21 protein-coding genes are annotated in these 25,778 nt (G+C 62.0%); 5 read left to right on the top strand and 16 right to left on the bottom strand.

Annotated features, from left to right (window positions below):
* Nucleotides 1-18: 18 nt before the first annotated feature.
* The 5 genes from RIdsm_RS07245 to RIdsm_RS07225 form a co-directional block, all read right to left on the bottom strand.
* Entirely contained in the window at nucleotides 19-1,080 is a 1,062-nt protein-coding gene (locus RIdsm_RS07245) for an ABC transporter substrate-binding protein (RefSeq protein WP_057814920.1), read from the bottom strand.
* Between the two features lie 32 nt (nucleotides 1,081-1,112).
* A complete protein-coding gene (locus tag RIdsm_RS07240; protein WP_177228410.1) occupies nucleotides 1,113-2,213 on the bottom strand; it encodes an ABC transporter ATP-binding protein in 1,101 nt (366 codons plus the stop codon).
* 53 nt (nucleotides 2,214-2,266) lie between these two features.
* Nucleotides 2,267-3,064, bottom strand: coding sequence for an ABC transporter permease (locus tag RIdsm_RS07235; protein ID WP_057814915.1), 798 nt, complete (start codon nucleotides 3,062-3,064; stop codon nucleotides 2,267-2,269).
* Between the two features lie 4 nt (nucleotides 3,065-3,068).
* Nucleotides 3,069-3,914 carry an ABC transporter permease gene (locus tag RIdsm_RS07230; RefSeq protein WP_057814912.1) on the bottom strand — a complete coding sequence of 282 codons (846 nt, stop codon included), beginning with the start codon at nucleotides 3,912-3,914 and terminating at the stop codon, nucleotides 3,069-3,071.
* A gap of 108 nt (nucleotides 3,915-4,022) precedes the next feature.
* Nucleotides 4,023-4,652, bottom strand: coding sequence for a cupin domain-containing protein (locus RIdsm_RS07225; protein ID WP_057814910.1), 630 nt, complete (start codon nucleotides 4,650-4,652; stop codon nucleotides 4,023-4,025).
* Nucleotides 4,653-4,840: 188 nt separating this feature from the next.
* On the opposite strand from RIdsm_RS07225, the gene RIdsm_RS07220 reads away from it, so the two are divergent.
* The 3 genes from RIdsm_RS07220 to RIdsm_RS07210 are packed head-to-tail and all read left to right on the top strand — an operon-like array spanning nucleotide 4,841 to nucleotide 8,544.
* On the top strand, nucleotides 4,841-6,331 hold the full coding sequence (locus RIdsm_RS07220) for an aldehyde dehydrogenase (RefSeq protein ID WP_057814908.1): 1,491 nt from the start codon (nucleotides 4,841-4,843) through the stop codon (nucleotides 6,329-6,331).
* Nucleotides 6,332-6,341: 10 nt separating this feature from the next.
* Nucleotides 6,342-7,247, top strand: a complete 906-nt coding sequence (locus RIdsm_RS07215) for a dihydrodipicolinate synthase family protein (protein ID WP_057814905.1) — start codon at nucleotides 6,342-6,344, stop codon at nucleotides 7,245-7,247.
* A gap of 4 nt (nucleotides 7,248-7,251) precedes the next feature.
* Nucleotides 7,252-8,544, top strand: a complete 1,293-nt coding sequence (locus RIdsm_RS07210) for an NAD(P)/FAD-dependent oxidoreductase (protein ID WP_057814902.1) — start codon at nucleotides 7,252-7,254, stop codon at nucleotides 8,542-8,544.
* On the opposite strand, the gene RIdsm_RS07205 is transcribed toward RIdsm_RS07210, so the two are convergent.
* The 9 genes from RIdsm_RS07205 to RIdsm_RS07165 all read right to left on the bottom strand — a co-directional run bounded on the left by RIdsm_RS07205 (nucleotide 8,507) and on the right by RIdsm_RS07165 (nucleotide 19,551).
* Nucleotides 8,507-8,854 carry a hypothetical protein gene (locus RIdsm_RS07205; protein ID WP_057814899.1) on the bottom strand — a complete coding sequence of 116 codons (348 nt, stop codon included), beginning with the start codon at nucleotides 8,852-8,854 and terminating at the stop codon, nucleotides 8,507-8,509. The genes RIdsm_RS07210 and RIdsm_RS07205 overlap by 38 nt on opposite strands.
* Before the next feature lie 45 nt (nucleotides 8,855-8,899).
* Entirely contained in the window at nucleotides 8,900-9,100 is a 201-nt protein-coding gene (locus RIdsm_RS07200; protein WP_057814897.1) for a GntR family transcriptional regulator, read from the bottom strand.
* Nucleotides 9,101-9,450: 350 nt separating this feature from the next.
* Nucleotides 9,451-10,461, bottom strand: coding sequence for a cytochrome d ubiquinol oxidase subunit II (locus RIdsm_RS07195; RefSeq protein ID WP_057815113.1), 1,011 nt, complete (start codon nucleotides 10,459-10,461; stop codon nucleotides 9,451-9,453).
* 7 nt (nucleotides 10,462-10,468) lie between these two features.
* Nucleotides 10,469-11,905 carry a cytochrome ubiquinol oxidase subunit I gene (locus RIdsm_RS07190; RefSeq protein ID WP_057814895.1) on the bottom strand — a complete coding sequence of 479 codons (1,437 nt, stop codon included), beginning with the start codon at nucleotides 11,903-11,905 and terminating at the stop codon, nucleotides 10,469-10,471.
* A 15-nt stretch (nucleotides 11,906-11,920) separates the two neighbouring features.
* On the bottom strand, nucleotides 11,921-12,466 hold the full coding sequence (locus tag RIdsm_RS07185; protein WP_057814893.1) for a GbsR/MarR family transcriptional regulator: 546 nt from the start codon (nucleotides 12,464-12,466) through the stop codon (nucleotides 11,921-11,923).
* A 271-nt stretch (nucleotides 12,467-12,737) separates the two neighbouring features.
* Nucleotides 12,738-12,890 (bottom strand): hypothetical protein, encoded by a 153-nt coding sequence (locus RIdsm_RS30055; protein ID WP_160325830.1) that lies wholly within the window; start codon nucleotides 12,888-12,890, stop codon nucleotides 12,738-12,740.
* Nucleotides 12,891-13,678: 788 nt separating this feature from the next.
* Nucleotides 13,679-17,521, bottom strand: coding sequence for a caspase family protein (locus tag RIdsm_RS07175; RefSeq protein WP_057814891.1), 3,843 nt, complete (start codon nucleotides 17,519-17,521; stop codon nucleotides 13,679-13,681).
* A gap of 24 nt (nucleotides 17,522-17,545) precedes the next feature.
* Nucleotides 17,546-18,055 (bottom strand): OmpA family protein, encoded by a 510-nt coding sequence (locus RIdsm_RS07170; protein WP_057814889.1) that lies wholly within the window; start codon nucleotides 18,053-18,055, stop codon nucleotides 17,546-17,548.
* Nucleotides 18,052-19,551 (bottom strand): C1 family peptidase, encoded by a 1,500-nt coding sequence (locus tag RIdsm_RS07165; protein ID WP_177228411.1) that lies wholly within the window; start codon nucleotides 19,549-19,551, stop codon nucleotides 18,052-18,054. The genes RIdsm_RS07170 and RIdsm_RS07165 overlap by 4 nt, the downstream gene beginning before the upstream one ends.
* Nucleotides 19,552-20,060: 509 nt before the next feature.
* Here RIdsm_RS07165 and RIdsm_RS07160 point away from each other — a divergent pair.
* Together RIdsm_RS07160 and RIdsm_RS07155 are read left to right on the top strand one after the other, a co-directional pair.
* A complete protein-coding gene (locus RIdsm_RS07160; protein WP_143100432.1) occupies nucleotides 20,061-21,566 on the top strand; it encodes an alpha/beta fold hydrolase in 1,506 nt (501 codons plus the stop codon).
* Nucleotides 21,563-22,831 (top strand): MFS transporter, encoded by a 1,269-nt coding sequence (locus RIdsm_RS07155; protein WP_057814883.1) that lies wholly within the window; start codon nucleotides 21,563-21,565, stop codon nucleotides 22,829-22,831. Before RIdsm_RS07160 ends, RIdsm_RS07155 begins: the two co-directional genes overlap by 4 nt.
* A 637-nt stretch (nucleotides 22,832-23,468) precedes the next feature.
* Here RIdsm_RS07155 and RIdsm_RS07150 read toward each other — a convergent pair.
* The gene (locus tag RIdsm_RS07150; protein ID WP_057814881.1) at nucleotides 23,469-24,497 is read right to left on the bottom strand and encodes a GlxA family transcriptional regulator; all 1,029 of its coding nucleotides are present in this window, start codon (nucleotides 24,495-24,497) and stop codon (nucleotides 23,469-23,471) included.
* Between the two features lie 98 nt (nucleotides 24,498-24,595).
* Nucleotides 24,596-25,765, bottom strand: a complete 1,170-nt coding sequence (locus RIdsm_RS07145) for a mandelate racemase/muconate lactonizing enzyme family protein (protein ID WP_057814879.1) — start codon at nucleotides 25,763-25,765, stop codon at nucleotides 24,596-24,598.
* Nucleotides 25,766-25,778 lie beyond the last annotated feature (13 nt).

The following is a 25,778-nucleotide window of genomic DNA, read 5'->3' as shown; positions in this document are numbered from 1 at the left end:
ATTCCGATCAAAAGGTGTTTAGCTGATCATCCACTCGGCGTACCGGCGCTGAACGGCGTCGTAGTTGTCGCCCCACCAAGCTGGGTCGATAACGACATTGCGGCCGTTGCCGAGATCCGGCAGGTAGCCGCCTTGATCGCTGTTCCGGATTTCTTCCAGCACCGACATACGGTTCGGCACGTAGAAGCCCGCAAGCGACCATGCCTTCTGTTGTTCGGGGCGCATGCAGAATTCAATGAACCGCATGGCGGCTTCCTTGTTGGGCGAGCCTTTCGGGATGGCGAAGAAGTCGAGCGAGTTGTTCGTCTGGTCGAACGAGAAGTCCAGCGCCGCGCCGCCCTGCCGCGCAGAGTTCACGCGGTTGTAGTAGCTGTAGGAGAAGTCCGCCTCGTTCTGGGTGACCGACGACACCTGTTCCGGGGTCGAGCTGGCAAAGGTCGAGACATGCGGCTTCAGCTCGTCAAGCTTGGCGAAGGCGCGCTCGACGTCCAGCGGGTAGAGGTCTTCCGGCGCCACGCCGTCCGCGACAAGCGCCGCTTCCAGAGTTTCAGGTGCCAGCGACCGCATGCAGCGGCGTCCCGGGAATTGCTCGACATCGTAGAAGCCCGCGAAATCGACCGGGTGCTGGCCGTCGGGGTGACGTTCGGTGTTCCAGAGAAGACCGCCGCTGTAGAGGTAGAGCGGCATGTAATAGGGGTTCGGCGCTTCGACCAGGCCGGACATGTTGACCAGCTCGGGGTCGAGCTCTTCCCAGAGGTCCTGCTTGGCACCGGAGGTTGCGAAAGCGGCCGGCGCGTCGATCACGTCCCAGGTCACGGAGTTGCTCAGAACCTGCGCCTTGACCTTTGCCATGTCGCCATTGTCGACCAGCTGCACCTCGATACCCGTCTCGGCCGTGAACGGCTCGACGAAGTTGGTCTGCACCATCTCGTGGTAGCTGCCGCCCCACGAGGTTACGGTGATCTTGCTGTCCTGTGCGAAGGCACGGCCGGTGAAAACGGCCGGAGCGGCCAGCGCCATTGCCCCGGTTGACAGACCGTGCAGAACCGCGCGGCGGGAGGGCTTAAGAAGTTTCGACATGAATTTTCCTTTCCTTGTTGAACTTCAGTTTTTCATTCTGATTTGAAGGCCGGATCCGGCGGCAGGAGGCGGGCATCGGACGAATCCCAGCTGACGGTCACGCGGGAGCGTCTTTCCGGGCGCTGCGCGTTCGGGCTCGTCGGAACCTGAACCGTCAGTTGCGTCCCGTCATCCGCCCGGAGGTAGTGACGCTGGAAACCACCCAGAACCACGGTATCGAGCACTTCCGCTTCGATACCGGGCCAATTCTGTTTCGCCTCCATGGACAGGGATTCCGGGCGCACCATGAGGACGGCTTCGCCCGTGTCGGCCGCGCCGGGGGCCGCGTTTTCGTAGGGCAGCTTGCCTGCCCCCGTGACCAGGGTGCCGGAGGCGGCGTCGATCTTGCCGAAGAACAGGTTCGAGGAGCCGAGGAAATCGGCCGCGAACAGCGTTTCGGGTTTGAAGTAGAGGTCTTCGGGGTTGCCCTGCTGCTCGATCCGGCCGTTGCGCATCAAGACGATGCGGTCGGACATCGCGAGGGCCTCTTCCTGGTCGTGCGTGACATAGATGATCGTCACGCCAAGTTCGGCGTGAAGCCGCTTGATTTCGAGCTGCATATCCTCACGCAGTTTCTTGTCGAGCGCGCCGAGAGGTTCGTCCATCAGGATGATCGGCGGGCGATAGACGATGCACCGCGCCAGCGAGATACGCTGCTGCTGGCCGCCGGACAGCTGCTTGGGCTTGCGGTCGGCGACGTGCTCAAGCTGGATCAGGCTCAGCACTTCGCGCACGCGGGTCTCGATCTCCGACTTGGCCACCTTGCGCACCTGCAGCGGGAAGGCGATGTTGTCGAACACCGTCATGTGCGGCATCAACGCGTAGTTCTGGAACACCATGCCCAGACCGCGCGCGTTGGTCGGCACATGCGTTGCGTCGCGCCCGTCGATCTCGATCTGCCCCTCGCTGACCTGGGTCATGCCCGAGATCAGGTTCAGCAGCGTCGACTTGCCCGACCCTGAAGGCCCAAGCAGCGTGACGAATTCGCCTTCCTTCACGGCGAGGTCGACACTGTCGAGGGCGACGAAATCTCCATAGCGACGGGTCAGGTTTGAGACGCGGATCATGTCCGAAGCGGTCGAACTTTGAGTCATGCTTTTTACGTTTCCTTGCGGCATCGGAGGATTGACGTTCAGTGCGGCAACGGTCATGTCGCCTGCCCCTTGCGTTCAAGGCGCATCATTGCCAGCGCCAGGACCAGGGAAACCACCGTCAACAGGGTCGAAACCGCCGCGATGACCGGAGAGATTTCCCAGCGCAGCGCGCTGAACATCTTGACCGGAAGGGTCTCCGTTTCGGGACCGGTGATGAAGTAGGAGACGATCACTTCGTCCAGCGAGATCAGGAACGCGAAGAGCGCACCGCCCGCGATTCCGGATTTCAGCTGCGGCAGGACCACGCGGAAAAAGATCGTCGCCTTGCTCGCCCCCATGATCAGGCAGACCTGCTCATAGGCTGGATCGAGGTGTCGAAGCGAGGCGCTGACGGAAACCATCATGAAGGGGATCGCCAGCATCGAGTGGGTCAGCACCACGGTGACGGTCCGGTTCAGCATCCCGTAAGGAGCAAGCTGAAGGTAGAGCCCAAGCGCCAGCACGATCATCGGCACCAGCAGCGGCCCCATCGCCAGCGCCTTCCAAAGGCCGGTTCCCGGCAGGCGTGCCCGGTTCAGTGCATAGGCCGCCGGCACCGTGATCGCCGTTGTCAGCACGGTCACGCAGAGCGCGACGAACAAGCTCTGGGTCAGGGCGCCCCACCAGGAGGGATCGGTGAAGAACTGGCGGTAGAGGTCGACCGACAGGTCGCGCGGGGGAAATTGCAGCTCGGTGCCGGAGCCGAACGAGATCGGAACAACGATCAGCGACGGCGCCATCAGGAAAATGTAGGTCACCCATGCCAGCACCGGCACGACGAGGGTTCCCATTGCGTTCATTCTACGGCTCATACCCTTACCTCCCCGCAATGCCTGCGCCGCCCTGCACCTTTCCGAGCGCCGCGACGAGGACTCCGGAAATCAGCAGCAGAACAATCGCGATGGCCGATGCAAGCGGCCAGTCGAGGGTTTGCCGCGTGTAGAAATCGATGAGGTTTGCAACCATCATATCTTGGCGACCACCCAGCAGATCCGGCGTGATATACATGCCGATGGACAGGGTGATGTTGATCAGTACGCCCGCGATCACGCCGGGCAGTGCCAGCGGCAGCGTGATGCGCCGGAAGATGGTGAAGCGCGATGCGCCCATGACTTCTGCGGCGCGCCCCAGGTTTGCATCCTGCGACAGCAGGCTCGAGAGAATCGAGACGATCATGAAGGGCAGGACGTAGTTGATCATGCCGAGGATCGCGCCGATCCGGTTGAACACCAGCGCAAGATGGATCTCGGTCTGGAAGACCCAGCTGAGAAACGTGTTCACCACCCCGTCATACCCGAGCAGCACCGTCAGCGCGAAACTCTTGACCAGGATGCTCGTCCAGAAGGGCAGCATCACCATGACGAGGTAGGGCACGCGCTTGTGCGCATCCATCCGCGACAGGTGCAGCGCGACCGGAAAGCCGAGGAGAAGGCTCACGACCGTTGCAGTGCCGCTGATGACCAGGGTCGTCTTCAGGACCTTCAGGAAAAGCGTGCTGTCCAGAAGGTCGGCATAGGCGCGCAGCGTGAAGCCTTGATCATTGAAGCTCTGCCACAGGGTCTGGCCCAGTGGATAGAGAAACAGGACAGCCAGCAGCGCCGCCATCGGCGCGATCAGCAGGAACCCTGTCGTCTGATTCAGATATGGGGTGTCGTCTTGCATGTTCCCTCGTCAGTCGTTCGGTCACATTTGAACACGCGACCCGAGACATTTTCAGGAAACTGACATCAATCACCCGGCTTGGCAAGCAGGATTCTGAAATATGAAATTCTAGATATCTGCGTTGATCCAGAACACGGCACATTGCGTCGCGCCGATATTCGCGAATCTATGCGGCAAATCGCTCGGGAAGGCAAAACAGTCGCCTTCACGAAGAATCCACGTCTCGCCCTCGATCTCGAGCTCCAGGACGCCGCACATCACGAGCCCGATCTCTTCGCCATTATGTGCATAGGGCGCCTCGCCGGATCCGTAGCCGGGCTCAAGCAGCATGTAGAACCCCCTGAGTCGATCGCTGGAGGCCGGCGAAATAAGGTCTTTCTTCAGGCCCTCGGAGCGCAGGAATGGCTGCCGCCGATCAGCGGTAACGACATATGGATCGGCCTTTTTTTCATCACTCTCGGGATCAAGCAGCCACGCAGCAGACACACCGAGCGCCTCGCCCAGCGTAAAAAGCGTCCGCACGGTCGGAGACACCAATTCGCGCTCGATCTGGGATAGCGTTCCGATAGAGATACCTGACGCAGCCGCCAGATCTGCCAGCGTCATTTTCTGCTGCTGCCGCAAGTCCCTGATTCGGCCGCCGACCTTCGGCGTGTCACCGGAGCCGGAGGTACGCCGCTTCTTTGCACCAACGTCATTTCCAACAGCGCCGCCCGCGCCAATTTCCTTGCCGTCCATGTATCCCCGCCATCAACTTTCTGTGGTTGAGGTGATCCGCCCTTAGTGCGGCCGCCATTATTCTGAAATGCTACGTGAAATTAACCCCCTTCACAACCAGATTTCAGAATTCCAAAAAACTTCCTTGCAAAGGCGCGGAGTTTTCCGGATGCTCCACCCAAACCATCACTTAGAATTTGGACAATGACATGCTGGATAGCAACATCCAAGACTGGCGCGAAGCGGCGCAGGTCATCTCTCCCGAAGGTCGCATGTTTATAGACGGAACCTATCTTGACGCGGAATCGGGAAAAACCTTCGACAACGTGAACCCGGCCACCGGGGAAATCACCTGCCAGATCGCGGAGGGCGGCACCGGGGACATCGACCGGGCCGTCGCCGTGGCGCGCCGCGCGTTCGACAGCGGCGTCTGGTCGAAGATGAGCCCTTCGGACCGCGGCGCGCGCCTCGTCAGGTTTGCCGACCTCATCGAATCCCATACGCGGGAGCTCGCGCTGCTTGAGACGCTCGACATGGGCAAGCCGATTTCGGACGCGCTTTCGACGGACCTTCCGCTCTCTCACAGCTGCCTGCGGTGGTACGGCCAGGCGATCGACAAGATCTACGACGAGATCGCGCCGACGCCGGGCTCGGCGGTTTCGCTGATGCGGCGCGCGCCGCTGGGCGTGGTCGGCGCGGTCGTGCCGTGGAACTTTCCGCTGATGATGGCCGCCTGGAAGATCGCCCCGATCCTCGCGGCGGGCAACAGCGTGGTCCTGAAGCCAGCCGAGCAATCCTCGATGTCGGCCATTCGCATCGCCGCGCTCGCAGTCGAAGCGGGCATTCCCGAAGGCGTACTGAATGTCGTGCCCGGCATGGGGGAAACCGCCGGCCGGGCCTTGGGGCTGCACATGGATGTCGACTGCATCGCCTTCACCGGGTCGACGGCGGTGGGCAAGCTGTTCATGCAGTATTCCGGCCAGTCCAACCTCAAGCGCGTCGGGCTGGAATGCGGCGGCAAATCTCCAAACATCATTTTCGCCGATGCCCCGGATGTCGATGCTGCGGCCGAAGCCGCCGCCTGGGGTATCTTCTACAACCAGGGCGAAGTCTGCAACGCGGGCTCGCGGGTTCTGGTCGAGGAAAGCATTGCGGAGCAGGTGCTGGAAAAGATCGTGACCACGGGTCGGGCGATGCGGGTCGGCGACCCGCTCGATCCGGAAACGCAGATCGGCGCGATCGTGGACAAGACGCAGACCGACCGGGTGCTCGGCTACATCGAGTCGGGCCGCAGCCAAGGCGCGCGGCTGGTCTCCGGTGGCGGGCAGCCCGACGCGGGCGGGTGTTTCGTGGAACCCACCGTCTTCGCGGATGTCTCACCCGACATGCGGATCGCCAAGGAAGAGATTTTCGGGCCGGTGCTTTCGGTGCTGACCTTCAAGGACGAGGCCGAGGCGATCAAGATTGCCAATGACACGATTTACGGGCTTGCCGCCGGGGTCTGGACGGGCGATCTGAACCGGACATTCCGGGTTTCCGAGGCGCTGCACGCCGGAGTGGTCTGGGTGAACTGTTTCGATCACGGCCACATTTCGTCGCCCTTCGGCGGCTTCAAGCAGTCAGGCTTCGGCCGCGACAAGTCGCTGCATGCCATCGACAAGTACACCGACATCAAGACAACCTGGATCAACCTGGGCTGAGGACGAAGCAATGACCAAACCCCTGACCGGGCTGATGCCCGCCTGCCCGACATCTTTGACTGCGGAGGGTGGCGCCGACGTGGCTTCGATGAAGGCTGTCGTTCGCCATATGCTCGACAACGGGGCGAGCGGGCTGGTGCCCCTTGGCGGCACCGGCGAATATACGTCCCTCTCTCCCGAAACGCGGATCGCCACGATCGAAGCCTGTGTCGAGGCGGCCAGCGGCGCTCCGGTCTATGCCGGCGTCCTGGCACCGGGCCTTGGCGACGCGCTGCCCGCGGCGCGGGCCTTTGCCGAGGCCGGGGCGGACGGCCTGATGCTGATGATCCCCTATTACGTCAAGCTGACCCAGTCGGGCGTCATCGACTATTTCCACGCTGTCCGTGACGCGGTGGACCTGCCGATCATGTTCTATGACAATCCCGCGCGGTCGCACTTCGTCGTCGACACCGACACGATCGCCGCCCTGGCCGAGGATGGCACGATCAACTCGATCAAGGCGTCCAACACCGACATGGCCGCCTTCGACCGGCTGGTTCGGTCGGTCGGACCCGACTTCTCGGTTCTGAGCGGCCAGGACACGCTCTTCGCCCAGCAGGTCGCGCTTGGCGCGGTCGGCGGTGTACTGACCTCGGCTGTCCTCGTTCCCGGTATCTGGGCGCAGGTTCAGGAGCTTGCCGCCGATGGGAAACTGGCCGAGGCGATCGCCCTGCAACGCAGTCTCGAGCCGCTGATGGCGGCATTGTTCTGCGAGGAAAACCCGGTTCCGCTTCGTCATGCTCTCGCGCTGATCGGCCTGGAGACCGGAAGCTCGCCCGTGCCGCTTCATCCCCTGTCGGATAGTGCGCGCAAGCAGGTCGAAAAGGCCATGTCCGATCTTCGCGCCTCCGGCGTTAACCTGCCAAGGGCCGGCTGAGCAGATGCGCCCCTCGCCCGAAACCGCGGACAACGCACTCTACCTTCATCAGGCCGGACCTGAACCAAGGTTTCCGCCCTTTGAACGGGACGGGCGCACTGGCATAGCCATCGTGGGCGGCGGGCTGACCGGTCTTTCGACCGCGCTTCACCTGGCCGAGGCCGGCCACGACGTCACCGTGCTGGAGGCCGAAGTCCCCGGTTGGGGCGCGTCGGGGCGCAACGGCGGGCAGCTGAACCCCGGCCTCAAGTTCAACCCGTCCTGGTTCCTCGAACATTTCGGAGAGGCGCAGGGCCGCAAGATTGTCGACTTTGCATGGTCGACGGTCGAGGAAACCGCCACGCTCGTTGAGCGGCTTGGTATAGACTGCGGCATGCGCCGCTGCGGCACATTGCGCGCCGCCACGTCCGAGCGGGAAGCTGAAGCTGTCCGCGCCTCCTACGAGGACATGCGGGCGCACGGGATGCCGCTAAAATGGCTGGATAAGGCTGACCTTGCCGCGGAGACCGGGCACGAGGTTTATCATTCGGCCTTTCTCGATCCGCGCGGGGGCGAAGTGAATCCGCTACAGCTCAGCCGGGGTCTCGCCGACGCGGCCGCACAGCGCGGCGCCGCCCTGCACGGGGCAAGCCGTGTCACGGCCCTGCGCCGCGCCGGGGATGGATGGGAGCTTGAGACGAACGGCGCCACGCTGCGCGCCGACAGGGTTCTCGTGGCCTGCAACGGCTATGCCGACGGGCTTGTTCCCGGCCTTCGACAGGCAGCGGTTCCGGTATTCAGCTCTGCGCTGGCCTCGAATCCGCTGAGCGGGTCGCTGGCGAAGACGGTATTCCCGTCCCGCCGCGTTCTCTACGAGGCTGGACTTGTGACCGTCTATTACCGCGTCGACCCCGACGGGCACCTGATCATCGGCGGCCGCGGCCCGATGCGGCCGAGCTCCGCGGCGTCAGGCATGACAGCGGTTGCGAACCGGGCCGTTGAGCTTTGGCCCGAATTGGCGGGGCACGGCTGGAAACACGCCTGGAACGGCAGGGTCAGCATCACCAAGGATCACCTGCCCCATATTCATGCGCCAGACACAGGCCTGCTGATTGCATATGGCTACAATGGCCGCGGGGTGGCGCTGGCGACCGCATTGGGCCAGCATCTCGCCGCCGCACTTGCCGACAGGTCGGGAGCATCCGACCTTGTCATCCCGCCAAGCAGCATGCGGAAAATTCCTTTTCATCCTTTTTGGCCCATTGGGGTCAAAGCCGCCGTCACCTTTGCGCGGCTTCGGGCACGGCTTTTGCGGTAGGTATCAGAGCGATGCGCCGGTCATCGACCGTGCCTTCACCTGCCCTGCCTGAATGAGCAGGACCGACCCGTTGCGCCATGTCCAGAAGGTCGCGGCGGCGTTGAAGCGGCAAGGTGGCCGCCGTGGGGAACTGGTGGCTGGCGGTGACATAGACCACTTTGCATTGCTTCGGGATGGCGCTGATATCCATGCCGTCCGCGTCGATCGGAACGCCGATGACTTCGTTGCCGGCAAGCATGAAGGCATTTCGCGCTTCCGGATAGCCGGGGTTTTCGAAGGCGATCGCGCCTGTCTTTCCGGCAAAGAGCATCCCCAGGATGAAGAGCGCGTTCTGAGAGCCTGCGGTGATGACAATCTAGTCGCGGCCTGCGCGCAACCCGCGATAACTCAGAAGCCGTTTCTGCAATTGTTCGACAAGGAAGTCACTGTCCAACCCGTCGGAATCGCCGCTCCAGACAGGCAGCCGCGCATAGGCGGCAAAGACCGTGTTGCGGGACACCTTGAGATCCGCCGAGAGCGCACGACATGACGGCAGCGCCTCGCCTTTCGAAATCAAGCGTGTCCCCAACCGCCTCGCTGATGTGATCGCGCAGCGGCAAAGTCGAGTTATCCGGCAAGGTAAAACGATGACCCTTTCCCATAGGCTTTCCGGACTTCACCGGTATTGGCCGGACAAGATACTCATCGAGGATAGCAGTCATGCCAACGGGACAAACTTGCGACCGGGTTCCGCGCGCCCTGCCCTGCCTAAGTGAGTTCGCCCCAGCCGGTACGATACATTCCGACGAGCCGACAAATCACCTGGCTGGCCGGACCGTCCCGGCTTGAAGACGTTCGGATCCGCCTGGTACCCTTCCATGAAGAGACACCTGCCCGCAGCGAAAGGCGGCAGCGGAGTTGGTCACGTCAATCGTAGCGCAGATCGGCCGCCTTGCCGCGGAAAACCACGTAGGCAAGGATCGAATAGCCGATGATTGCCGGCACCACGAAACATGCGCCGACGAGAATGATCATCAGGCTCTCCGGGGCCGAGGCCGCCTCGTAGATGGTCAGCCGGTTTGGCACCACGTAGGGGTAAAAACTGTAGGCGAGGCCCAGATATGCGGCCGCGAAAATTGCGCTGGACGTGGCGAAGGGGAGCCAGTTCCAGCGGTCGCCCGCAAAGGGCATCCGTTGGAGCATCCACCACAACGCCACGACCATTACACCGGAAATGAAGGGCAAGGGGACCAGCCAGAGGATTTCAGGGTAGGTGAACCACTTGTCGTAGATCCGATCGCTGACCAGCGGCGTTGCCAGAGATACAGCGCCGATGCCGGCGATCACGGCCCAAAGGCTGTGCCGCGCCCATTTCACCGCTTTGGACTGCAAGCCCTCGACCGTCTTGTGAATCAACCAGGTCGCACCGATGAAACTGTACCCCACAGCGAGGAAGACCGAACACAAGGCGGCAAACAGGTAGGTCGCGGGGGTTTGCACGAGCCCCATGATGTAGAGACCCAACATGAACCCCTGCGCCAGGGCCGTGACAAGGGAACCGACAAAGAACAGCCGGTTCCACAGCGCCTTGCGACGGCTGCGCACCTTGGCGCGGAACTCGAACGCAACACCGCGCAGGATCAGCCCGATCAGCATCAGGAAGACCGGCAGGTAAAGGGTCGACAGGATGATCCCGTGGGCTGTCGGAAAGGCGACAAGCAGCAGCCCGACGGCCAGGACCAACCAGGTCTCGTTGGCATCCCAGAACGGACCGATGGAACCGATCATGCGCTCCTGTTCGTCGGGTTCAGCCAAGGGGAACAGGATACCGATGCCAAGGTCGAACCCGTCCAGCACGACGTAGACGAGGATCGACAGCCCCATGAGAGAGGCAAAGGCCCACGGCAGCCAGTTGGCGGGGTTTGAGAAGTCTGGCATCATCGGCTCACTCCGCGGCGTTCAGGGCGACGACATTCGCCTTTCCCGAATGGGACATGCTGTCAGGGCGCGCATCACCGCCGCGCGCGGCCTTGCGTGCAAGGTAAGCGATCACCCCGACATAGGCGATCAGGAGGGAGGCATAGACAGCGAGATAGGCAAGCAGCGTACCCAGAACCATCGGCGCGGGCACATCCGCAACGGCCATATCCGTGGTCATGATCCCTTGCACCAGCCAGGGCTGGCGGCCGATCTCGGTCGTGTACCACCCGGCCAGCGTGGCCACCCAACCCGAAAAGGCCATCGGAACCAGCGCCCACAGCAGCGGCTTGGGCAGCCCCTCGACCGCCATCCAGCGCCCCTTGGCCCGGCCCACGTGGCGATCACGGCGGCGCCACATGAAGAAGACCGCAGCCCAGCTGAGACCCAGCATGCCGAACCCTGTGCCGACCATGACCCGGAACGACCAGAAGACAGGACTGACCGGCGGGTGCAACGGCGTGCCGTCATCGGCCAGGAAATCGTTCAAACCGGGCACGACGCCGTCGGCATGGTGCTTAAGGATGATCGAAGCGGCATTGGGTATGCCAATTTCGAACCGGTTCTCGCGCAGTTCCTCATCGGGCAGCGCAAACAGCAGCAGCGGTGTGTTTGGGCCGGAGTCCCAGTTGCCTTCCATTGCCGCGACTTTCTGCGGCTGATGTTCCAGCGTGTTCAGACCGTGCATGTCACCCATGAAGATCTGTGCGGGGATCAGCAACGCGGCGATGGCCACGCCGGTTTTCAACACTGCGCGCACCTCGCGCGACCGGTCGCCGATGACCCATCGAAAGGCAGAGACACCTGCCACGAGAAAACTGACGGTCAGGAACGATGCCAGCATCATGTGCGCGAAGCGATAGGGCATGGAGGGGTTGAAGATGATCTCCCACCAGCTGGTGGCGAAGGCCACGCCATTGACCACCTCGTACCCTTGCGGCGTGTGCATCCAGCTGTTGAGCACGATGATCCAGAATGTCGAAAGCGTGGTGCCAAAGGCAACCAGCGCGGTCGCCGTGACGTGCAGCCACCCCGGCACGCGAGAGATGCCGAACAGCATGATGCCCACGAAAGCGGCCTCGAGAAAGAAGGCAGTCAGAACTTCGTAGGCCAGCAGCGGCCCCGCGATGTTTCCAACGGTTTCCATGAAGCCCGGCCAGTTGGTTCCGAACTGGAACGACATGGTGATGCCCGAGACGACCCCCATTGCAAAGCTGAGGGCGAAGACCTTCACCCAGAACCGGTATGCCGCCATCCATTTTTCATCGCCCGAATGCGCAAATCGCAGTCGGAAGAACAGCAGCACCCAACCCAGCGCAATCGTGACCGTGGGGAACAGGATGTGGAAAGAGATGTTCGCCGCAAACTGGATGCGGCTGAGCAGAAGAGTGTCGAGCGCTTCCATTCCGTCGTGTCCTCGCTAGCTTCTGGTTGCGGGCAGATAACCGCCCACCTTGTCGATGACGCCTGCAATCCTGCTACCATAGGTCATCAGGCGGATCAGCTTTTCGGTCTCAAGCCGCGCCATATCCTCATAGAATTCGGTCATCAGTTCGATCATCTTGCGCAGTTCGACGATACGCGCCTCGGAGTAGGCGTCTAATGAGGCACCCTGCATCTCCAGTGCGCGAAGGGTGGTCAGCGTTGGATCGATTTCGCGTTTCTTGCGTTCCTCGATCAGGGTCCGGACGATCTCCCAGAGGTCGTCGGGAGTGGTGAAATGGTCTTTCCGTTCGCCATCGACGCGTTTCAGCCTTACCAGGCGCCAGGCCCGCAGCTCCTTCAGCCCCATGGACGCGTTGGACCGGCTAATGCCCAGCGATTGGGTGATCTGATCGGCGTTCAGTGCTTCGGCAGACAGGAAGAGCAGGGCATAGATTTGCCCGACCGTTCGATTGATGCCCCACCTGCTGCCCATCTCGCCGAAATGCAGCACGAACTCCCTGTGAATCGGTGGCAGGTTCATTCCGGCACTCCTTGAATACCCGAATTTTCAGTAATTCCTGAAAGTTCAGATAGTGCCATGGCGTTGCCTGTCAAATGACCGCGTCCTTCCCTATGAAAGGCAGTGTCGGAGCGATGTGTTTGCGAGCTACCCTGCCTGAATGAGCTGGCCGAACCCTTTCGCCACCTTCGAAGGAGCCGTGACATCATCTGCCTGGCGCTCGTGATGTATGTTCGGTTTCCAATTTCACCGGGCAACGCCGAAGACCTCCTGCATGAGCAGGACAGTGATGTCAGCGAAGGAAATCGGGAACACGGACGGGCCGCGAATTGTCCTGTATCCCGTAGGCTTCGACGTTCAGAACCTCGTCGCAAATGACGTGTTTCCACACGTCGAACCTGTCCGCCTGACGGACGGTATCGGTAGACCAACGGCGTCGTTGCATCGCGCTCCTCCCGGCATGACAGCGGCGGGCCGCAGCCGTCTCGCCGCTCAAATTTCGCAATGAGCAAAGAAATCCTGCGCTCCCAGCCAAGCCCTGTCGACGCTGGCCGGCTATTCTGGCGGCGCAGGGGCAGGCCATGCCCATTTTGATGCCAACCGTGAGGGCCGGAACTGTTTTCTGCCATGTCGACCTCAAACCATGCCGCTGCAACGCCGGCGGAGGGTGCCGCGCCGTGAAAACGAACTTCTCTCCCGCGCAACTGACCGACAATCGGATCGTCGAAGCGGACGCGATCTTGCAAGCCTGTGTCCATTACGGGTTCTTTACCAACACCTGCCCGACCTATGTGCTGACGCGCGATGAAAACGAGTCACCACGGGGTCGCATCCATCTGATCAAGGAAATGCTGGAAGATGACGGCCCGCCCGGGCCGATGCGTGCTGCTGGGAAATGTCGGCGGAACTTGTCACAAGAGGCGTTTTCGTTGGGCGCGCGCCGATCGACTACCAGCGCTTCCACATGGACCAGACCACAAACGCGTTCCGAACCGCATGCGGCAACATCAAATCCATGCTCGACCCGAACAATATACTGGCCCCCGGGCGCTACGGTATAGGGGCCCCGTGACGGCAATGCCGCCTTCAGGAGTGAAACGGTCATGTCAGAGGAACCTGGTTCAAGACGGGTTGTGCCTCCCCCTACCCTGACCGCATGGCAAAATTCGGCGTTTTCAGGTGCATGCGACGTCGACGGAAACTCGCTGCCGTACAGGCGCCTCACGCTTGTCTTCACCTTTCGATAGAAGAACCCAGGATGATATCTTCGCCGATCAGGTTGATCTGCGGAACCTGCCGGTAGCTCCACTTTTCCGAAGTAAGTTCCGGCAGGGTGTTCCTGACATGATCCGACAGCTCGGTCGCGCTGATGAGCCCATCGCCATTCTGGTCGCCCGAGGCGAACGCGTCCAGCAGGACGCTGGTGAAGGCCCCGTGGCCGTTATGACCTTCGAGGGCGTATTGCGTTTCGGCAGATGCCGACACCATCAATCGGGTCGTTCCGTCTCCGACCGGGCCATTGACGGCGGCCTGATGCAGGCGGAACGCAGCATCCATCCGCAAGGCGGAGCCGCTTTCGCATGCATCGATCAGAACGATCGAGCGCTGGGCAGGAAGGCGAGACAGCCACCTGTTCAAATCGTTTTGAGAGATCGCGCGTTCAGCCAGTTCCGCCTTGGGGTCGCGACCGGTCCGGACATCGGAGGCGAGGAAGTGGAAGCGGCCTTCATCCGTCAGGCCGTGGCCCGCGACGAAGAGGACGAAGACGTCGTTCGGATGCATCCGTTCTGACATATCGCGTATCGTCTCGGCCACCCGGGCGCGCGTGACATCCTGATCGAAGAGCCGCGTGACAGATACGTCCCGGCCCAGCAGCGAAGCGGGCCCTACTCGGGCGTCCTGCGCGGTCGCTGCACCGACAAGGGCTTCTTCGAAGGCTTCTGCGTCGCGGGTGGGGTATGCAAGGTCCAGCCGGTCGTCAGCGTAATCCTGAACGGCAACCGTCAGGATATGCAGTTTCCCAGGCGCGGCGTCGCCTGCGAATTCAGGGCCTTCAACGCTGACCGGCTCCGAGCTTTGCAGGCGGCTGGAATTCGTCGCCTGCACCGAGACTTCATTTGACCCCACCGACAAGGGCAGTTTGCGGGTGATCTGCACTTCCTCGGCCTCGGCACCGGCCTGGCTTTCATCGATCGCGACAACCTTTCCGTTCACGCGCCACAGCAGCCAACCAAGCCCGCCCTCGCCCACCGACAAGCTGGCCCGGGCGATGACCGCGCCGGGCGGGTTATCTTGCTCCAGCGTCAGGTCGGTCACCAGTGGTGCGGGGCCGGCCTCGAACGCATCGGCGAGCGACACGGCGGCGCGGGCATCTGCCAGCTGACGGCCGGGGTCGCCCACAAGCGCCGCCTGTACGAGATCGGGCCGGTAGAAGGTTTCGGCGAAGGCCGACAGCGACACCGCACGGTTAGTTTCGCGGTTCCTGACAAGAATGTCGGCCGCCGCCGACAGCTCGTTAAACGAGAAGAAACCCGACGGCAGGAGCGCCAGAGCGGCGCCATCGGGGCCAAAATACAAGGTGGCGAGACGTTCGCCGGTGGCGGTGTTGAAAACGTCCGAGGCACTAGCGGTTTGCGGCACGACCGTATAGCCATCGCCCATCAAAATTTCGGCGTTACCGAGGCCGGTGAAGCCGGGGTGGCGGGGATGGCCACTGACCTGAGCCATGGTGGCGTCGAAGAAGTAAAGCCCGCCCGAGCTGCCCGCGATCACCACGGCATCATTGTCCGCCGCGATATCTTGGGCCCCGATCAGACCGTCCGGGCTCAATTCCGAACTGGAGCGCATCGGCGCGCCGATCTGGTTGCCCAACAGGTCGAAGCGGTAAATGAAAGTGCTTTTGAAGGTGGGGCCGTATTCGCCGCGCATCTTGGGATCGGTCTTCGGCACCCCCCGAACCAAGAACCTCAGGGCACCGTCCATCGGCGGCAATACGTACAGGCTCGCGTTGTATGTATCATCGCCCTGATCATAAAGGTGGAAACCCCGATCGAGGAAATCGAAGGCAAGATAGCGCGGCACCTCCGGAGCGTCGGGGTGTTGAACGAGCACCTCGATACCGTTGTCGGACGTTATTCCGTAGCTCACCAAGGCGGTACCGCCATCGGTCTCGACCAGCCGGTGGGAGGTTTTCAGTTCGGATATTTGCGTGGACCGGCACGGGCCATCATCGCGACGGTAACTGCACCCCGATCGCAATTTCACGGTCATGTCGTCCACGTACGACCAGGTGCCGTCATCGCTTTGGGTGTCGATGAAGCAATGGTTCAGCAAGAGGTGCCGGCCTTTCACACCAGACCATTTCCAGATGTCGTTGCCATTCGATTGCTGGCAGGATGTCAATGAGTTTCGCCTCGGTGGAGCCAGGATGATCTCTCCGTCGCTGGCGACCCGGGACCCGGGGGCGAGCCTGTGGATGTCGACAAGGCGTTTGTCGACATCCTCCAGATCGGCAAATACGAGCGCCTTGCGCGGCGTGTCCTCCGGCCCCGAGAGCCAGAAAACGTCTTCGGGAAGCGGTTGCGCAATCGAAACCTCGGGCTGCCCCAAGGTCCACTCGAAATAGGCTTTTGTCTCCGGTCCATCCATGATGACGGTTCGCAGCAGGTTGGACTCGGGGTCCAGATCGGCCCATTGCCGGCGGGCAAAGGACACATCGAAACTCTTGTCGAGGCCAGGGCCGGATCGGGTGATGCTTAGATCCTGGCGCAGACCCGACGCGAAGGTTATGTCTTCCTTCGCCGCAACATGTCTGTTGGGCCGGACCCAGAGGCTGCCGCGGAACATCACGGAAACCGTGCCGTCGGGTGAGCTTACTTCGTAACTGCGCCGCGATTCGCCATGCTCGTAGGGGGGAAAGGGACGTGGGTCGTCCGTCCGCTCGCCGGTGAAGATATCGGCGGCAAAGGCTTTGCCGTAGCGCGGAGAGTGAAAGTATCCGACCTCCGGTGTGTACTGAATCGCGGTGAGGCCGGTCTCGACCTTTTTCCAGAGAAGCTCGAACCGTTCCAAGTCGACGGCTGCGAAATAGGAAGGTGTAGAGTGGTCCGAGCATTCCAGCCCGAACTCAACAATGTTGTCTTCTTCGAAAATTTTGAATCGCGGGCCGCCCGCGGAACAGTCTGTCGCAAAATCAACCGTCGTCTCGCGATCTATGGACAAGCCTACAGGATCAAGCAGGTAGAGATGCTCGCCCCCGGCGACACCGCCGCGCTGCAAGATAAGCCACCGCCCGTCATTCATTCGGGCAAGGTTGACATAGCCGTTCTGTGCCTTGAGAGAATGCCGAAACAGTTCTTCGCCCGTCAGCACATTGACGGCGATCAGGTCGGCACGCCGATCATTGATATCACCATCGAGTTGACCTGTCGCAAAGATCACGTCCCCTTGGCCGCTGTGCCAGATGCGTTCGAATTCTGCCATCCCATAGTCGTAGGAACTGTATTCCTGAAACTGCGAGATGTTGTCCGTGTCATAGACGATCAGGCGCGATTGATCCGATGTCCCGGTCGAGGTGCTGACGTATCGTGTCTCGGTCAGAACCCCTTGGCCCATGGCGGAATTGGTGACCGGCCCAAGTTCCAGCACCACGCGCTCCAGTTCCAGATCAAGAAAAGCGCGGTTGCTGTTGATGAGGTAGCGCCCGTTGTTCGTCAGGCGCGGCGGCGCCATCGACGACCCGCGGAAGAAAGAGGATCCGTTGGCAGGCAGAAACTGGATCAACCCCTCATCTTCGAGGTCGGTTTCGCTCAGAAGAAAGTCCTCGGCACGTACGATCCCCTCCACCTCGCCATGCTCGATCCGGTAGAATTCCCGTGTCTGCCGATGGAGCCTGCTGAGTTCGGCGGCGGGCCGTCCGCCCTGGATGCGGCCGATTTCGTTGCGTTGCTCGCTTGCATCAGTCCAGCCGTTGTAAACGGGAATTTCTCCTTTGCGCAGGTAGAGCTCCGCCGCCATCGCGGAGACGGCAAACGAGATGAGCCAAAGGACGGAAACGATTGCAACGCGGGTACACATGAAGGGATTTCTCTCGTTGAAGGATCAGTCGAGGATGGTGCGAATTTCGACCCGGCGGTTCTCTCCGCTTTCGGGGTCAGAGGGTTTGATCAGTTCCCGCTCCCCGCGCCCCGATGGAACGAACCGCGACGGGTCGAGACCGTGATCCGTGGTCAGGCTGCTTGCCACGGCAAGGGCGCGACGCTCCGACAGGTCGTCGTTATAGGCATCGGATCCGCGGGCATCGGTATGGCCTATGATCTCGAAACGGAGGCTGGCAAGGCGCTCGTCGGACAGGGCAGTCGCAAGTGCCCGAATGCTCTGTCGCGCCTCGACGGTCAGGGTGGCTTCGTTGTAATCGAAGCCGATCCGCAGGTCGATCGCCGGCGGGGGCACGTCTTCATCGTCCAGAATGGTCAACCCGCGTTTGCCGCGCCCCGGAAGATCGGTGCGCAAGGCATCCACTATGGCTTCGGCATCGACGGTTTGGGCGGCAACGGGCAATGGGGTTGCCAGCAGCACGGCCAGTGCAAGACTGTAAATCGGTGCCTTCATTCAGTGTCTCCTCGGGTTGTGATCGCGACGGAACGGCTGGCGTAGTAGCGGCCATCTCCGTCATCTTCGAATTCGATGGTCGCGGCCCGCAGCGCGCTGAGGAAATCCCGCTCGTCTTCGACCTGGGGGCGGGCCTCGGTGAAGAGCGGGCTCTTCGTGGTGATCGCCAGAAGCATTTCGTTTCCGAAGGGGCCCGACACCTGGAAGGCCGGTCGCCCGTCTTCGCCATCGCCCATCATGACCTGCTGGCGTGGGAGCAGGGTGACGAGCCGGTCTCCGGCGCTCTGGCTGAGATGCACGACCGAGCCGTCGGCCTGGAAATATGACAGGTGCAGATGCGTGTCGAAATCCGGCGTGACGACGGCAAAGGAGAAGAGGTCGCCCTCGCGATAATCCGTCTTCGGTATCTCGATCTCGGGGCCCTCCGCTGCCAGCCGCCCCTGCGTCAGGATCAGCAGGGCCTCGCATTGTGGCCAGGGCCGCAGTTCGACCTCCATGTCATGGCTCTCGCCGAAACGGTCGCGCAATGTCTCGAAGTCTTCCTCTGAGCCGACGAAACCATCCAGTGCCGGGCGGGGCTGGTCGGTCCGCTCGAAGACCTGGGCGCATTCAAGCTCCGGGTCAGTCAGCACCTTTACCTGGGGGCGCGGCGGCGGGTCGGGTTCCTGTGGCCGCGGGCGGATTGGCGGGGCGGTGGGTTCGATGACGAAAGCCTCGAAGGCCCGTGCCTTGAACGTATCGTAGGTCATCTTGCCGTAGCCGTCCTGCCCCCATGCGGTGCCCCACGAGTTGATGAAGGTGAAAACCCCGTCGCGGTCATCATAGCCGGTGAGCGTCATCGCGTGATTGCCCGTGAATTCGCCTTGGTCCGGCGATGCCCGCCAAGTCGACTTTCCCCGGCCGCGCATGAATTCCTGGTTCAAACGGGCGGCGAACACGACCGGGTGGCCAGAGGCCAGCTGCCCCCTGATCTGGTCGAGGTCGGTCGTCGATACGGTGCGGTAATCGCGTATCCGGAACTCGGACACCTGTTGCGCCTCGCTCGACGGCACGGCTTCGCACCGCCGGGTGTCGTAAGGATACGACATCATCGAGACGGCACCTGTCTTTAGCTGTTCGAGACCTTTCACAACCAGTGCGCCCCGCGTGCAGTCATTCGGGTCGACGCGGATGATGCCGTGCAGCCAGCCCGGGCTTACCAGGTTGTTCGGGCGCGAAATCTGCCGGCCGTGTGCCGCACGTTCGTAATACGACCGGGCGGCGTATCCCACGGCCCAGGAGACACAGGAGCCCCACGCCCCCTGATCGCCGGCTTCGGGCATTCGGTCAGAAAGGCTGATGGCTTGCGGCAGGTAGGATCGGAACTCGGGGGTCGTCGGCAGGCTGTCGAGCAGCTCGCGCGGAGCAGGAACGGCGCCGGTCGTGTAGAGCGGAGCCTCTTCCTGCGCCACGAGTTTGTCGGGAACGGCCCAGAGAAGGCCGGCAGACAGCGACACCGCGGACACCCGAAAGAACCAAGAAAGCCCTGTCATACTGCACCTACACGACCAATGACGAGAGGGCGACCGGGCAACTGCCAGCTTCGAAAAACGTCGGGCCCGGCCTGATCATGCAACCCTATGCCCGCCCGGGCCGGGCCTTCGCGCATCCCCGGCAGGGTTACGACTTTCCGATGCCGGAAAAGCGCAAGAGAGCGCCGCATGGTGGCAGCGGCTGCGGCGTCCACCGGAGTGACCGTGTCTGGATGCATACTCGGGTTCCCCTCTCTCGCGCGCCGGCGTTTCGCCGTTGCGAACGAATCCTGATCTGACAAACGCCCCGCTACCGTCTCTTTCGGACCGGCAGCAGCCTCAGAAGCCCTGAAAGTCAGGCCCTCGGCGTCGAAATGATGCGCGTTTCGGGTGGGTCCCGCATCCCCCTTGGGTGGTATCGCACTGGACGGCCCGGCAGCGGACTTCTATTGTCAGGGTAAATGTCAGTACCTAATAGCTTTTTTGGTTAATGAATGCCGACTGAATCATCAGGGAATAACGATGAGTTGGTCACGCAAGGGCTGGACGACATCCTGTCGGTCCTACCGCGCGAACGGGGCGACCCGCCGCTGAAACTCGTAACATGGCGCCCGGCCGTATTTCTCGAGTCGGGCGGCGTGCTTCGACCAACCGATCCGACGTTGCGACATACGGCCTCTCACCAAACTGCGACGCGCTTTTTCGATAGCGTTCGGGAGGAGGGAATGCCGATTGCGTTTGGTGTCGAGGGGGATGACCTTGTGGTCCGAGTCATCGAGCAAAGCGCCGGAACGGCCGGTTTCACCGCGTTGCTCGATCCGGACTGTCTCAGCGAGTTTCTCATGGCCACGTTTCCGGCCGCCAGCCTTTCTCCTGCATTACGCCGGGTGCTTGTTCTGCAGATGTCTGGCATCGGGTTGAAGGAGGGTGCTCGGCTTGACAATCGCAGTGTCGAAACACGAAAGCGCCAGGCTCAGCATCTGCGTGAAAGGTTTGACGGGGCGGATCTTTCGACCATCAGCCGGAAGGTCGCCGCGGCACTGGTCCTTGCGCTTGCGGCCCACGTCAATCCGCCGAGACAGGCGGTTGGCCGCACCCTTGCGGATTATGTCAACCGATACATGCCCAAGGGCGTTCGCGCCTACGGGCTGACAAGCGCCGACGGGCGGACATCCACGCCGGTGCTGGATATGGGGCGGCCAGATGCACGGCCCGTGATTGTCCTGCACCCGATGGCGCTGCCGGATATCCGTGCGGCAGAGATCGAAGCCTGTGAACGCATCGGGCTTCGGTTGATCTGGCCGCTTCGGCACGGAACACTCGATCCTGGCGCTTCCGCGCTTACGCCCGAAGCCCATATGGAACATGCCGTTCGCGGTGCTGAACTTGCGATTACCACGGTCGCACATGATAGGGTTCCGGTTCTGGCCTTCGCCGCGGCCTCCAAGGTGGGGCTGGCACTGGCGCGCGCGCATCCCGAGCGGGTCTCTGCTCTGCATGTGGCGGGCGCCTGCGTCAGGGAGGGTCGGCCGGAGACAGGAGCGCGCCGGCTGGCACGCGGGGTTCTTGCCCTTGCGGCGCAGCGGCCGATGCTGCTCGACCCGGTTCTCGGACATCTCGAAGGGAGACTGCGACGGCCCGGCGCACTCAAGCAGTTGTTGGAGGCGCAATTCTCCGACAGTCCGGCAGACGCGGCAATTGTCGCCCGTGATCTGCATGGAACCTACGGAGTCGACCGCTTTTCCGATTCATTGCTGGACAGCGCAGCGTCAGCGAGACACGACTTCCTTTTCCAGGCCGATCTGGGGTGGCACCGGGCGCCTGCCGACCTGGCCATTCAACTTCACCACGGGGCACAGGATGCCATACATCCGCTTCCGCTAATCGAAGCCCTGGCGGATTCGCTGCCAAACGCCCGGTTGCATGTACTGCCGGGGGCGGGACAGCTTGTTTGGTACGAGCATTTGCACCGCGTGCTCGAAAGGGTGGCGGCAGAATGACAGTCACCCCACTGCGCGACAGGCTTGCCTTCGGAAGCCCTGATCTCTCGGTCACGCTTCTGTTCGCTACGGTGAACGGATGGCTTTTGTTCTACCTCGTCACGATCGTGGGCCTGCCGCCGCTCTGGGCCGGCACCGTCTTTGTGGCAGGCAGGATCTGCGACGCATTGCTCGACCCGCTGATCGGAGCCTTTGCCGACCGGTTCGGGCGCAAGCGCACGATTGCCATGGGCTTGCCGATTGCCGCACCCGCCTTCATCGCGCTTTGGGCGGCGCCGCTCTGGTTCGAGGATACGACGCCGCAACTCATCGCGGCTGCTGCGGCGTTCCTGGTCTTCACGATCGGATACACGTGCGTGTCCATCCCCCGGTTGGGGATGCTCCCGTCCTTTGCGCCGACCTATCATGACCGTAGCGTTCAGGCCGCTGTCGATATGGCCTTCGTATTCTGTGCTCTTCTCATTGCGTCGACGCTGTTTCCGGCCGCCATCGGCGCGCACCACGACGTTCCATTGTCAGACTCCGATGCCACGACTTGGGTCGGCGTGGCGATCGCCATGACGGTGATTTCGGTGGCGGCCTACCTGCCCTTCCTGATGAAGATCACCGAAAAGGCCCGGGCTTCCGTTCAGGTTTCTCCATGGAAAGCACTGGCCGGCCTTTCGGCTACAGGCAACGCAATCAAAACACTCGTGACATTCGCGGCTTCTGTTGTGGCGCTGGTGTCCCTGCAATCAGCCCTGCCGTTCTGGATGGAGATCGGTGTTGGCCTCAGGGCGGAGGGGCAAGCTATCGTATTGGGAACAGTCTTTGCCGCCACGTTCGCGTCCTTGCGTATGTGGGTGGTCGTGTGTCGCAACCGGGGGAAGGTGGACGCGCTGCTTTACGCGGCTCTGCTCTACCTCGTGGCTCTGGCTCTGGCTGCACTTGTGCCTGTGAATTCCGGGATGTCCGTTCTTCTGTTTGCTGCGGCGATACTTGCAGGTATTGCAACGGGCGGGCTATCTGTTTGCCCTTGGGCCATGATCCCTGATGTGGCCGCAGCACACGCTGCGCGGCTTGGTGAACCTGTCGAGGGCATCTCGACTGCTGCCTTCACCATGACCAACAAGGCGGCAGTGGCTGCTTCGATCTTCGGCAATGCCGGGCTTCTGGCGATGGATGTGACCGTCACGGCGACACTGGCGTTGCCTGCGATTTCGGCAGCGAGCGTCGTGATGCTTTGCAGGTCTCTCAAAGGGTCATGTCAGAGCGAGTGGGCTTGAGGCGGGTTGAGCCTCTGCCTCCCGTGCCCGCACGGAATAAGGCGACCATTTCAAGCCAAAGCGTACCGCTGTTCTTTCCGAATGGAGTAGTCCTGGCGCGCGTTCTCGGTTCATTGCTTGTTGGCAAACCCCTGGAACAACCTGTTCATCGGGCTTTCGGCGGGTTATTCTCCCGCCGAAATGAACGGGTTCGGCTCGTCCGCCTCGCAGACCTTCGGGGAGACCGGATCGTGGAAGGGCGACTCCTGCGGAGCACCATGTAACGTTCGGTGAAGCGCACGAGGCCGCGTAGGTCATATCCGGGTCAGGTGCGAAACCGACCGTGATATGCGAGCCTTCCCAATAAGGGACCCGAGCGACGAAGCTGCCGCAAGGCCAGGTCACAACGAGTGTGTTTCCGCCACCAGCCTGGACGGCGCCACCGCCCGGGAGGGCAATGATCCCGTCCTCGCCCACGCTCGGCTCTTTGCCTGAGGTCAAGGACCTGCTCCATTCACGCGGGATGATGTGAGTTACGATCCCGTGCCGTCGCCCTCGGCCCGCTGTTCGGCCCCTGCATGGCATGCAGGAAAGACTCACGTGCCAATCTGAGATGACTTCGATTGAATCTGACAGCACCGCTGCACTGGATGGGTGTTCAGATCATCCGTTTCACGTCGATCCCCTGCTGGAACGGATGCAGGTCGTCGCTGGGACGAATCCGGCTGGGGTCGTAGGCGGTGAGGTTAGGCGACTGCCGGTCCTGTGAGGGTGATAGGCCAAACTGCGCACGATAGCGTATCAGGAAATGCGAATAGGAGGCGAAGCCGCATAGTTCGCTGATCGCGCCAAATTCGAGCCCCGTGCTTTTCACCAACTTGCGCGCCCGCGCGAGGCGGATCTGGCGGAAATAATCGGCGGCGGTACACCCGAACGCCTCGCGGAACATCCGGTCGAGATGACGGCGGGAGATATCGACGCGTCGGGCGATTTCCTCGATGCCGCCCGCTGTGGCGCCGATGTTCACCTCCATCAGACGGCAGGCCTCGCGCACCGCTGGCTGATGATCATGGCGGCTTGCGGTGAGCAGGCTGTCCTGCAGGGCGTCGGCGCGCTGGCGACCGCTGTAGTTGATGAGACTGGCCACCCGTGTGGCCACCATCGGGCCGAGATCCTGCTTGATCACGTGGAGCATCAGGTCAAGGCAGGCGGTGCCACCTGCGGCCGTCATGCGCCCGCGCTCGCAGGTGAAGACGCTGCGGCAGAAATTCACCTCGGGGAAAAGCTGTTCGAAAAGCGGGAGGTTGTTGAAATGAGCCGTGGCCCGGTGGCCGTTCATCACGCCCGCGTCGGCCAGGTGATAGATGCCGCTTTCGAAGGAGCCGAGCGTCTTGCCGAAGCGCGCGAAGCGGCGCAACAGAGAGGCGGTGCCCGCATTGACGTAATCCTTGTGACGAAAGCTCGAACAGACGATCAGCGTATCGAAGTCTTCAAGCTCCGAGAGTGATGTCTCGGCCCGGATCGGCACGCCGGAGCTCGAGGGTACGTCGGGGGCGGAGTCATGAACGAAACTCCAGCGGAAATGGGGCGTTTCGCAAACGGAGTTTGCGACACGCATCGCTTCGGTGGCATTGACCACCCCCAGCATCTGGAAGGACGGGTGCAGCAGAAACGCGAATTTTCTCATGTGTCGTCTCTTCTTCCATGCAACCGACGGTCGTCCTCTGTGGCGTCAGCCTCCCCCTGTTTGTGCCCTGCGACAAGGGGGGGGCCCGTCTTTTGCGCTCAGGCGAGCTCCATCTCGGCCCAGATATGCTGTTCCGCGACTTCTTTGCGCAGCGAAACGCCGTAACCCTGAAGATCATTTACGGGGATCATCCCGTCTTTGATCGTGTCTTCCACCGGCGCTTCAACGAAATCGGTATGGCCCGGGATGCGTGACCAATAGGGAAAATGCTCCTGCCAGTAGAAGTTGGGCAGAGAGGCACTCAGGTGCATCCCAACGGCGGTGGAAACGGCCGAGGCGCAGATATGGGGTTGTACCTTGAGGCCGTAGGTTTCTGCCATTGCGGCAATCCGGCGGGTTTCCATCACGCCACCGGTATTGCCGATATCCGGCTGAAGGATGTCGGCGGCACGGGCTTCCAGCACATCGCGGAAGGCGTAGCGCGAGGCCAGACGCTCCCCCACGGCGGTCGGCTGCGAAATCTCCCGACGGATGTCGGCCAGCGCCCGCGTGTCACCCGGGATGGCCGGTTCCTCGATGAAAGTGATATCAATCTCGGCCGCCTCGCGGCAGAAGCGGATCGTATCGTCGGGCGTAAGGCTGGCGGTCAGGTCGAGCATGATCTCGACATCATCACCAACGGCCGAGCGGATTTCCTTGAGGCGTTTCAGGGCCTTGGCAATGACCGTTTGATCAGACGTCGATCTGAGCGAAGGATGCAGCAGCCGGCCTTCGGGCAGGATCGTGGCAAATGGATAGAACTTGATCGCCTTGTAGCCATCGGCCACGGCCTTTTCTGCCGCGCCGGGAAGCTGGGCATCCTCGGTACAGCCGAAATACCAGCCGTTGCAATAGGCCCGCAGGCTGTCGTTGATCTTGCCGCCGAGCAAGGTGTGCACAGGCACGCCCAGCAGGCGCGCCTTGAGGTCGAGCATGGCCGTTTCAATGGCAGAGATGCCCGACATGATGACGGGTCCGCCTCCCTTGCCCCAGAAGCCGTGATCGTAGAACCGGTTCCAGACCTTTTCGCCGTCGAACGCGCTGACACCGCCGATCACATAGCGTTCGAGAATGTCGTAGACCATCCCGGCCGCGGCGGTCGAGCCGGCGCCGTAGGCGATGCAGGCCTCGCCGAGGCCCTTGGTGCCGTCCTCGGTTTCCAGCTCCAATACCACGGGGGAGATGCCTCCGCTGGGGATCTTGTAAATACGAGCCTTGGTGATCTTCATGGTCTTGGGGTCC

The sequence above is a fragment of the Roseovarius indicus genome (assembly GCF_008728195.1).
Lineage (GTDB): Bacteria > Pseudomonadota > Alphaproteobacteria > Rhodobacterales > Rhodobacteraceae > Roseovarius > Roseovarius indicus.
This window is presented reverse-complemented; position numbering and strand designations above follow the sequence as displayed.